10 protein-coding genes are annotated in these 9681 nt (G+C 63.0%); 7 read left to right on the forward strand and 3 right to left on the reverse strand.

The window, feature by feature from the left end; all coding sequences use genetic code 11:
* Positions 1-29: 29 nt before the first annotated feature.
* From ileS to ACERIT_RS11675, 4 genes are all read left to right on the forward strand, one after another.
* Positions 30-3164, forward strand: a complete 3135-nt coding sequence (ileS, locus tag ACERIT_RS11660; protein ID WP_373675028.1) for an isoleucine--tRNA ligase — start codon at positions 30-32, stop codon at positions 3162-3164.
* Between the two features lie 86 nt (positions 3165-3250).
* Positions 3251-3727 carry an N-acetyltransferase family protein gene (locus ACERIT_RS11665; protein WP_373675029.1) on the forward strand — a complete coding sequence of 159 codons (477 nt, stop codon included), beginning with the start codon at positions 3251-3253 and terminating at the stop codon, positions 3725-3727.
* A gap of 29 nt (positions 3728-3756) precedes the next feature.
* On the forward strand, positions 3757-4407 hold the full coding sequence (locus ACERIT_RS11670) for a class I SAM-dependent methyltransferase (RefSeq protein WP_373675040.1): 651 nt from the start codon (positions 3757-3759) through the stop codon (positions 4405-4407).
* A 78-nt stretch (positions 4408-4485) separates the two neighbouring features.
* The gene (locus ACERIT_RS11675; protein WP_373675030.1) at positions 4486-4899 is read left to right on the forward strand and encodes a DUF3054 domain-containing protein; all 414 of its coding nucleotides are present in this window, start codon (positions 4486-4488) and stop codon (positions 4897-4899) included.
* Between the two features lie 43 nt (positions 4900-4942).
* Here the strand turns inward: ACERIT_RS11675 and ACERIT_RS11680 are convergent, their stop codons facing one another.
* Positions 4943-6259 carry an MFS transporter gene (locus tag ACERIT_RS11680; RefSeq protein ID WP_373675031.1) on the reverse strand — a complete coding sequence of 439 codons (1317 nt, stop codon included), beginning with the start codon at positions 6257-6259 and terminating at the stop codon, positions 4943-4945.
* A 192-nt stretch (positions 6260-6451) separates the two neighbouring features.
* Between ACERIT_RS11680 and ACERIT_RS11685 the strand changes: the two genes are divergently transcribed.
* A complete protein-coding gene (locus tag ACERIT_RS11685; protein WP_373675032.1) occupies positions 6452-6700 on the forward strand; it encodes a hypothetical protein in 249 nt (82 codons plus the stop codon).
* Between the two features lie 115 nt (positions 6701-6815).
* On the opposite strand, the gene ACERIT_RS11690 is transcribed toward ACERIT_RS11685, so the two are convergent.
* Positions 6816-7883 (reverse strand): mRNA surveillance protein pelota, encoded by a 1068-nt coding sequence (locus ACERIT_RS11690; protein WP_373675033.1) that lies wholly within the window; start codon positions 7881-7883, stop codon positions 6816-6818.
* 227 nt (positions 7884-8110) lie between these two features.
* On the opposite strand from ACERIT_RS11690, the gene ACERIT_RS11695 reads away from it, so the two are divergent.
* Together ACERIT_RS11695 and ACERIT_RS11700 are read left to right on the forward strand one after the other, a co-directional pair.
* Positions 8111-8488 carry a helix-turn-helix domain-containing protein gene (locus ACERIT_RS11695; RefSeq protein ID WP_373675034.1) on the forward strand — a complete coding sequence of 126 codons (378 nt, stop codon included), beginning with the start codon at positions 8111-8113 and terminating at the stop codon, positions 8486-8488.
* 85 nt (positions 8489-8573) lie between these two features.
* Positions 8574-8852, forward strand: a complete 279-nt coding sequence (locus ACERIT_RS11700) for a hypothetical protein (protein ID WP_373675035.1) — start codon at positions 8574-8576, stop codon at positions 8850-8852.
* A 17-nt stretch (positions 8853-8869) separates the two neighbouring features.
* Here the strand turns inward: ACERIT_RS11700 and ACERIT_RS11705 are convergent, their stop codons facing one another.
* Positions 8870-9586, reverse strand: coding sequence for a TetR/AcrR family transcriptional regulator (locus ACERIT_RS11705; RefSeq protein ID WP_373675036.1), 717 nt, complete (start codon positions 9584-9586; stop codon positions 8870-8872).
* Positions 9587-9681: the final 95 nt, after the last annotated feature.

Here is a 9681-nt window from a genome sequence, read left to right on the forward strand (position 1 = left end):
TTCAAATACGCGGCCGAACACGCACGGATATGGAGCAGATCGACGACCAGTACACGCCCGCGGACGTCGAGTCCCTGGTGGACGAGTACTGGGACGACACCGACGCCTACGAGGCGGCAACGGAGGCCCACGCCGACGACCCGCCGTTCTTCTTCGTCGACGGCCCGCCATACACCTCGGGGCAGATGCATCTCGGGACCGCCTGGAACAAAACGCTCAAGGACGCCATCATCCGGTACAAGCGGATGGACGGTTATCGAGTGACCGACCGTCCCGGCTACGACATGCACGGCCTCCCGATCGAGGTCAAAGTCGAGGAAGAACTCGGCTTCGAGTCCAAACAGGACATCGAGGAGTACGGAATGGAGGCGTTCATCGAGGAGTGCATGACGTTCGCGGAGTCCAACCGCGAGGCGATGGACGAGGACTTCAAGTCGATCGGTGTCTGGATGGACTGGGAAGACCCCTACAAGACGATCTCCCCCGAGTACATGGAGTCGGCCTGGTGGGCGTTCTCGGCGGTCGCCGATCGCGGCCTCGTCGAGCGCGGCAAGCGGTCGATATCCCAATGTCCCCGGTGTGAGACCGGCCTCGCGAACAACGAGGTCGAGTATGAGGACGTCGAGGACCCGTCCGTCTACGTGAAATTCCCCCTTTCGGACCGGGACGGCTCACTCGTCATCTGGACGACCACCCCGTGGACGATCCCCGCGAACACGTTCGTCGCGGTCGATCCGGATCTCACTTACAACGCGGTTCGCGCCGAACGGGACGGTGACACGGAGACGCTATACGTCGCCGCCGAGTGCGTCGAGGACGTACTCAAGCAGGGACGCTACGACGACTACGAGATCGAAGCCGAGCTGTCGGGTTCGGAGATCGTCGGCTGGGAGTACGATCATCCCCTGGCCGACCACCTCGACGAGTACCCCGATTTCGAGGGTGCTGGCCGGGTGTACGCCGCTGATTACGTCGAGGCCGACCGCACCGGACTCGTTCACTCCGCGCCCGGACACGGTGAGGTCGACTTCGAGCGCGGACGCGAGCTCGGATTGGATATCGTGTGCCCGGTCGAACCGAACGGAGAGTTCACCGACGCGGCCGGCGAGTACGCCGGACAATTCGTTCGCGACGCCAACGACGATATCATCGAGGATCTGGTCGCCGACGGTTACATGCTCGCCCACGACACGGTCGAGCACAGCTACGGCCACTGCTGGCGGTGTGGCACGGGAATACTCCAACTGGTCTCCGACCAGTGGTTCATCTCGATCACCGACATCAAAGACGACCTCCTCGATAACATGGAGGACTCCGAGTGGTACCCGGAATGGGCCCGCGATCAGCGGTTCCGCGACTTCATCGAGGACGCCCCCGACTGGAACGTCTCCAGACAGCGCTACTGGGGCATCCCGATCCCGATCTGGGTCCCCGAGGACGCCGATCCCGAGGCGTTCGGCGAGGAGATGATCGTGATCGGCACTCGCGAGGAGCTGGCCGACCGCGTCGATCAGTCGGTCGATCCCGAGTCGATCGACCTGCATCGGCCGACCGTCGACGATCTGACGATCACCGAAGACGAGACGACCTATCGACGCGTCGAGGACGTCTTCGACGTTTGGCTCGACTCCTCGGTGGCCACGTGGGCGACGATCGGTTATCCCGGCGAAACCGAGGCCTTCGAGGAGCTGTGGCCGGCTGACCTCATCGTGGAGGCACACGACCAGACTCGCGGCTGGTTCTGGTCACAACTCGGCATGGGAACGGCGGCCTTCGGTGAGGTTCCCTACGAGCAGGTGTTGATGCACGGGTTCGTCAACGATAGCGAGGGACGCAAGATGTCGAAATCGGTCGGCAACATCGTCACTCCCGAGGAGGCGATCGACCGCGCCGGTCGAGATCCCCTCCGGACGTACCTGTTGAGCCACGACCAGCAGGGTGTCGACCTGGCGTTCGAGTGGGACGGACTCGGTGAGATACAGGGTAAACTCAACATTCTCTGGAATACGTTCCGGTTCCCGCTGCCGTACATGTCCCTCGACGATTACGATCCCGCCGAGGCGTCGCTGGAGGACGGCGAACTCGAACTCGTCGACGAGTGGATCCTCTCGCGGCTCCAATCGGTCGAACACGAGATCAACGAGGCCTGGGCGGACTACCGGGTCAGCGACGTCGTCAACGCACTGATCGAATTCGTAACCCAGGACGTCTCGCGATTCTACATCAAGGCGGTCCGAGACCGGATGTGGGAGGAGTCCGATTCGGAATCGAAGCGGGGAGCCTACGCCACCCTCGCGACGGTTCTCGAGGAAACGATCAGGCTGCTCGCTCCGATCGCGCCCTACCTGAGCGAACGAATGTACCAGACCCTCGATGGCGAGGCGACGACGGTTCACGCGCTCTCGTATCCCGACCCCGATCCGTCCCGTCATGACCCCGTCCTTGAGCAGGACATCGCAGCCCTCCGCGAGGTTGAGGAGGCGGCGGCGAACGCTCGCCAGCAGGCGGGACGCAAGCTCCGATGGCCGGTCTCTCGCGTCATCGTGGAAAGCGAGGACGAGGCGGTCCGGGAGTCGATAACACGTCTCGAGGATCTCCTTCTCGATCGGGTGAACGCGCGGTCGCTCGTGGTAACGGACCGATTCGAGGAACTCGTCGAGGTGGCCGAACCGCGGATGTCGGAGATCGGCCCCGCCTTCGGCGCCGACGCCCAGAAGGTAATGGATGCCCTTGCGGGTGCCACCCGGGAGATGGTCGAAAACGGGGAGATCACCATTGACGGCGAACCGGTGGATTTGACGGCGGAAATGGTCGAGTACGTCGCAACTCCCCCGGAGAACGTGTGGGGAGTCGACTTCGAGGACGGAACCGTCTACGTCGATACGGAACTCACGGACGACATCGAGGCGGAGGGCTACGCACGAGACGTCATCCGGCGCACCCAGCAGATGCGAAAAGACCTCGAACTCGACGTCGACGCGGAGATCAGCCTCGGGGTCGCGATCGACGACGAGCGCGTTTCGTCACTCGTTGAGGATCACCACGATCTGATCGCCGAGGAAACGCGAGCGAGTGAGTGGCTCGAGGATCCGGAAGCTGCAGCACACACGGAGACCTGGGAGATCGAGGGCATCGACGTGACGATCGGTATCGATCCGCGCTGAGGTCGCCGTTCTGGGACGGGTTCATACCGGATCGTCGCCGGCCGGTCGAAAGATATTCGGCGGTGTCGACCCTCCCCTTACACACGATGCACGTCCGACCGGCGCGTCCCGGCGACGCCGAGGCGCTACGGGCGGCGGTTTCCCGCACGGGCGAAACGGCCGTATTTGACGATCGCGAGGTACAGGTGTTCGACGTGTCCGCAGCCGGGGTTCGGGAGGCGGCGGTGGCCGCGGACTGTGGATTTCTCGTCGAGGTCAACGACCGACCAGTCGGGCTGGCGTTGGCCCATCCCGACCGCGACGGGACGGCTGCCGAGCTTCTCGCGTTGTGGGTCCATCCGGAACACGCCGAGACGAGCGTCGAACGGAAGCTCATCGAGCGAGTCGCACGCGCGCTCCATCACGATCACGAGGGGATCGAAACGCTCCGCGTGACGGTTCCGATCGGGGAGCCCGCGGCGATGGAGTTCTACCGGGCGAACGGGTTCGATCGCGACGGCACTCGCTCGGGACGCGGCGGCGAGGAAGTCATCCTGACCGCCCCCGTCGATCAGTGGTTGTGACCGGATCCGGGTCGTCCGGATCGAGAGGGATTCATGGCGTCGGTGACGTTCGGTTCTTCGATCGGACCGCGCCCCTCTACGACCTCGTGATGCCCGCCGCAAACCCCGACGTTCTCACGGACGCGTTCGATATCGCAACCGGGTCGATTCATCGTATCCTCGACGTCGCCGGTGGATCCGGTCGAGCGTCGATGGCGATCGCGGACCGACCCAACGCGGGGGATCCCATCGTCGTGGATGCCTCCACGGGGATGGTAAAGCAAGCACGCGATCGAGGGCTCACGGTGGTCCGAGGGGACGCAATGAACCTGCCGATCGGTTCGGCGACGATCGATGCCGCGATGATCGTCGATGCGCTTCATCACGTCCCCGACCGGAAGGCGACCTTGAACGAGCTGTTCCGGGTTCTCCGCCCCGGCGGCGTGGCCGTGATCCGCGAGTTCGATCCCGACCATCCGCTCGGCCGGCTCCTGGTGGCCGGTGAGTCGGCGATCGGGATGGGATCGACGTTCGTGTCTCCCGAGGAACTCCTTGCGTCCCTCGAGATCGCGGGATTCGATCCGACCGTACTCGATGACGGATTCGTCTATACCGCAGTGGGACGGGTCCCGGATCTCGATGCGACTCTCGACGCGGCTCCCGTCGGTTCCGGCGATTGCGGGGATGAATCGCGAAGGTGAAGCAGACTCACAAAGAACCGGCACGATATCCGGCGACGATCCGCACGAAACAAGAGGCATCCCGTTCGATGGTCGTGTATGTCGAAAGAGAGCTTCCTGACGAGGCGTCTCGACCGTGGCGCGCTCCCGTTGGTGATCGGCGACGTCGTTGCGATAGTGGTCGTGTTGTCGATCGGTGCTTTCCAGCATTATGAGACGGGATTTCTGCTCGATGACCCCGTCTATTTGGCTGCGATCTACGCTCCGTTCCTGATCGGGTGGGCGATCATGGCCCCGCTCGTCGGCGCGTACTCGCCCGGCGCAGTCGAGTCGGCGAAGGCCTCGCTTCCGCTTGCCATCCGATCGTGGATTCCGGCGGCCCTGATCGGCGTCGGCCTGCGGTGGATCGGAGTGTTTCACGGCGGTGCCGACCCGGTCTTCGTCCTCGTGATGGTGGTGACTGGATCGGTGGGGATCGGGATCTGGCGGGCCGCGTACTTCAAGATTCGATGACGTAGATCCTCACCTTCGGACGTCCCGGAATCCCATACCGTTCTCATGAACGGCCGTTCTTGTGGCCCAGATACAGCCCGGTGGCGGCGCCGACGATAGCGAATCCGGCTAACGTAAGAAACAGCGCGGACTCGTTGAAGTACTCCAAGATCACGCCGGCGATCGTCCCGCCGAGCGCCCCGACGCCGAAAACGCCGAGGTAGGTATACCCGTAGGAGAGCCCGCGGGTGCCCGCCGGGGTATACTCCGCGACGGTCGCCTGATAAAGCGGCTGGACGACGAACAGGAACATCCCCATCAGGACGCCGACGACGGCCAGCGGGCCGATCCCGAGGGAGGCGGCCGGCAGGAACACGAGAGCGAGAACGGCGAGCCCGCTGAATCCCGCCGCGAGTCCGTATTCCACCGGGAGCCGGTCAGTGAGCTTTCCGCCGACGTACTGGCCCACGACGCCGACGAGCAACAGTCCTGAATAGAAGTAATCACCGGGGGCGAGCGACTCTCCAGCAGCCGGATCCACGCCCAGAACGGACTGGAGAGTCTCGGGGATCAACGCCGCGATCGGGATCGGGTCGAAGCCTTCGAGACGACTGAGAAGCTCCGGCAGGAAGGTGAGGAACCCCCGGTAGAATAGCCCCGAACACATGACTACGAGAAAGACGAGCGCGAAGCTGCCTGCGAAAAGCGTCCGCGACTCGGCGAGGAACTCCCCGACCGATTCGACGCCGGTATCTGCCTTTGAGTCGGTTCCCCCGCCGGTTTGGGATTCGGTTGCAGCTTGCGGATCGATGTCGGATCGGGAGGCGTAGACCGCGGCAATCACGGCAGGAACGGCGAGGATGGCAGCGACGGTCCGCCACTCCAAGAAGAGAAGCGACGTGGCCGCAACCAGCGGACCGATCCCGATCCCGACGTTCCCGGCGATCCCGTGGTAGGCGAACCCGGAGCCGCGCTCAACGACGCCCTTCGAGACGAGCGACAGGCCGGCCGGATGATAGACCGACGCGGAAACCCCCCACAGAACGAGTGCGAGGGTGATGACCACCACGCTCGGAGCCATCGCCAACAACAGGAAGGAGACGGCCATCCCGAGCAGGCAGACGGTTATCAGCCGCCGCGAGCCGAGTCGATCGACGAGGATGCCGCCGGGAAGCGCACCGAGGCCGAAGAGTCCGTATCCGACGGTGACGACGACGCCGAGGGAGGCGGTCGTCACCTCCAGCGTCACGATCCCGAGGTCGATAACCGAGAATTCGAGGAGCCACAGCGCCACGAAGATCGGGATCGAGAGCTCGTAGGTGTGAACCATCCCGTGTGCCACCATAACAAGTGCGGTGATGGCGCGATCGTTTGCGTTCACTATCGACGTGTGTGATTTGGGACGGGTTTAACCGTTCGATCGACGATAGGATGCCCGGAAACCGCTCCGTCTCCGCTTTCGATTGGTTCCCATTCTATAACTTATGAGAATTCACTAAAAAATATTTAATATAGTAATTGAATACCCACGGGAAATAATTATATACCCCCGTTCCATAGTATGAAATATATTATGACGGGATACTACGATTACGTTCTCGGCCTTATTCCGGCTGCTCTCATCGGTGTCACTGCCGCATTGATGAGCGTGGGACTGCCGCTCGTTTCGGCCGTCCCGATCGGAGCGACCGTTACGATCGGCCTCATGGGGCACGCGATGTTCGTGAACAGTCCGGCCGACGGAACGCCGGTTCGTTCGGATACGCCGGCCACGGCTGGATCCGCAACGGCGTCACGTCCGACTCCGACGAACGCCGACTGAATTCGCGTCTCTCTCCCCTTCCCGGTCTTCTTGCTTCTTCGCTTTCTCCGTTCGATTTTATCCCGTTTTGATCGGCCGGCTCCGACCCCTCGATTCGACTTCCGTTCCCCGGTGATCACTGCAGGCGGTACCGTAGAAGCGCCGCGATACCGCCGAGAGCCGACAGTTGATCGCCCGGTGCGAACTCCGAGGAAAGGACGACGACGTCGCCACCCTGCTGCTCGACCGACTCGATAACCGAATTGACGTCGATGTCCCAATCCCCCTCCCCTTGCCGTTCCCCGCGGAGACGGTCATCGACGACGAGAAGCGTCTCTACCGCCCCGAACTGGGCCGCCTCCGCGACGTCTTGGGGTCCATAGGTCGCCTTCGTTCCCTCCGCCATCCGTTCCGTCAGCTCGTCGATGAGCTCCGCTTCCCTCGATATTCGCGTTTCCCGCTGGACCTCGTCGACGGCGCCGCGTTTCAACACCTCGTGGACGCCCCGATCGCCGGCGCTTGCCGTGTCGACGACCGTGATGGACGACTCCAATTCGGGAAACTCCTCAGTCAGGTAGTCGTTTGCATCCTGCTTCGTGAACCCCGGTCCCGCGAGGATGATCGCGTCCGCATCCAGATGTGAGAGGGCCTCGCCGAGTTCCTCGAATAGCTCCGTCCGCGGCCGGGCGTACTCGCCTTTGCCCGTCGGTCGCGTGAAGGAAGCGTACTCCTCGGTACCGTACTGCTGGACGGTATGAACGTACGCCTCGCCCTCCTCGACGGTCGCGATGGCGACGTCCGGGTTTTCGGCAGCCTCGGTCGCCTCCTGGATCCGCTCAAGCTGGTCGAGTTTGAACCGCTTTTCGATCGTTACCTCGTCGTGTTCTTCGACGTTCAACGTGTGGTGTTGACCCAGTTGGTCCTCGCGGGAACACTCGGTGATCACGCCGCCGACCCGAAGCCGGTTGGCGAACCGTGCGAACTCCACCGTCTCGACCTCGATGGTCACGAACAGGTGTTCGCGCTGGCCGCCGGTGTCCCGGATCCGGTCGTCGTCGCGCTGGATGCGTCGGGTCGTATCGCCCTCGATGTCGTCTCCCGGTTCGAGCACGTGAGAGAGGTGCCAGAGGTCGTCGACGTTCTCTGGAACGAGGGTGATCCGCTCGCGTCCCTCCTCGCCGGGAGAACGGTCCGTGATGCGCATACCCGGCGTTCGACCGCCGGCGTATCAACACTTGGCTTCTTCGAAGCGGGCGACCGTCCTCGCGAGCCTGCGAGTGAGCGGAACACCCACTGCCGATCTCGGCAAGGCGTTTTCGGGGTCCGGGATCCGGATGGACGACCCGGCCGGACGACGGATCGACACGCGCTACCGAACACGGCGACGAACGGATCGGATGCATTTAATCCACAGGAGCAATACCCCCGGATATGGTGCGGGATCCGTCGTCGCACGAGGAGGAGCCGGACCCACGGGAGATACTGTCCGCGCTGAGCGATGACGATGCCGTCGAGATGATCGCCGCGCTGGATCGTCCCAAGACGGCGAGTCAGATCTCCGAAGAATGTGACATTCCGCTGTCGACGACCTACCGAAAGTTGGAGCGGTTGACTCGCGCCGACTTGCTACAGGAATCGACGGAGATCCGCCGTGACGGACAACACACCACCCTATACAGTGTGGCGTTCGAGTCGGTGATCATCGAACTTGACGACCAAAATGAACTCGATGTGGACCTCTCCCGACCGGAACGGGCAAAGGATCAGCGGCTCGCCGCGCTCTGGTCCGAGATCCGAGAGGAAACCTGACGCGACGATCGAATCGACGAACCCCGCCGACCGAAAGGGACCAACGACGGAGATCAAAAGGAACCCCACCTGGAGGATACGACCCATGGAAATGTACATCGACCTGCTCATCATTGCCGCGAAGACCGCCATCCTACTACTCGGTGGCAGCATTACCTACTATGCGACGCGTGCGTATCGACGGACCGGTGATCGGTCCCTCCGTGCGCTCGCGATCGGATTCGGATTCGTGACTGTGGGCGCGCTGTTGGGCGGAATCCTCGATCAGGGCCTCAACTGGGACATCGCGATCGGGATCGCGATAAACAGCGTTCTCACGGCGTTCGGGTTTGGCGTGATCGTCTACTCGCTGTACATCGAGTGAGAGTCCACGCCTGCCGACTACTCGCGGCTCGACCGGTCCGATCGGCCGTCGGTGGATCCGTTGATCTGGGAGTAGAGGTCGCTATCGCGTGGGAGACGAACGGTGACCTCCGATAGCTCCGGAAGGACGGTCCCATTCGTCACCATCGGGTCGACGATCTCCGTGATCGCTGCGTGGGCAACGGTTCTGGTGTAGGTATCCCCGTCGATCTCCATTCCGCCGAGGGTGATCTGTCTGGTTCTGGCGCCGTCGAGGGTGGCAACGAGAAGGGCGGCCCGCTCCATGACGTCGACCGGGCGAAACGCGTCCTCCTCGATCCCGCATTCGATGATCCCGGCAACCGTTTCCCGAAACATCCGGTCGCTGCGTCGCAACTGATCGCGGATCCGGTCGTTGAAGGGCCCTTGTGAGCGGAGTTCCAACAACGCCACGTGAAAGTGCTCGCGATCGGTCGCATCGGGGCCGAAGGTGAACCACGCGATGAATTCCACGAGCCGTTCGGGCGCCGGACGATCCGCACCACGCGCCGCTTGCCGTTCGAACGTCGAGATCAGCCGATCGAGAAAGGCGACGAGGAGGTCCTCTTTCGTGTCGTAGTGATAATGAAGCAGGGACTTGCTCTTCGAGCACGCATCGGCGATGTCCCGCATCGTGAGATCGGCGTATCCGTGCTCACGCAGCGCACGGTGGACGCCGGCCATGATCTCATCCGTGGTGCTCGGCTCGGTCGTCATCCAGTGCGTCTCGGGCGACCACGCGTATAGGTGCGTTGGAACCGGATGTCGATGCATCGACGGCCCGCACTCGAATCAGGGAGCCGCACTCGAAT

The organism is Halopenitus sp. H-Gu1, assembly GCF_041821145.1.
Taxonomy (GTDB): Archaea; Halobacteriota; Halobacteria; order Halobacteriales; family Haloferacaceae; genus Halopenitus.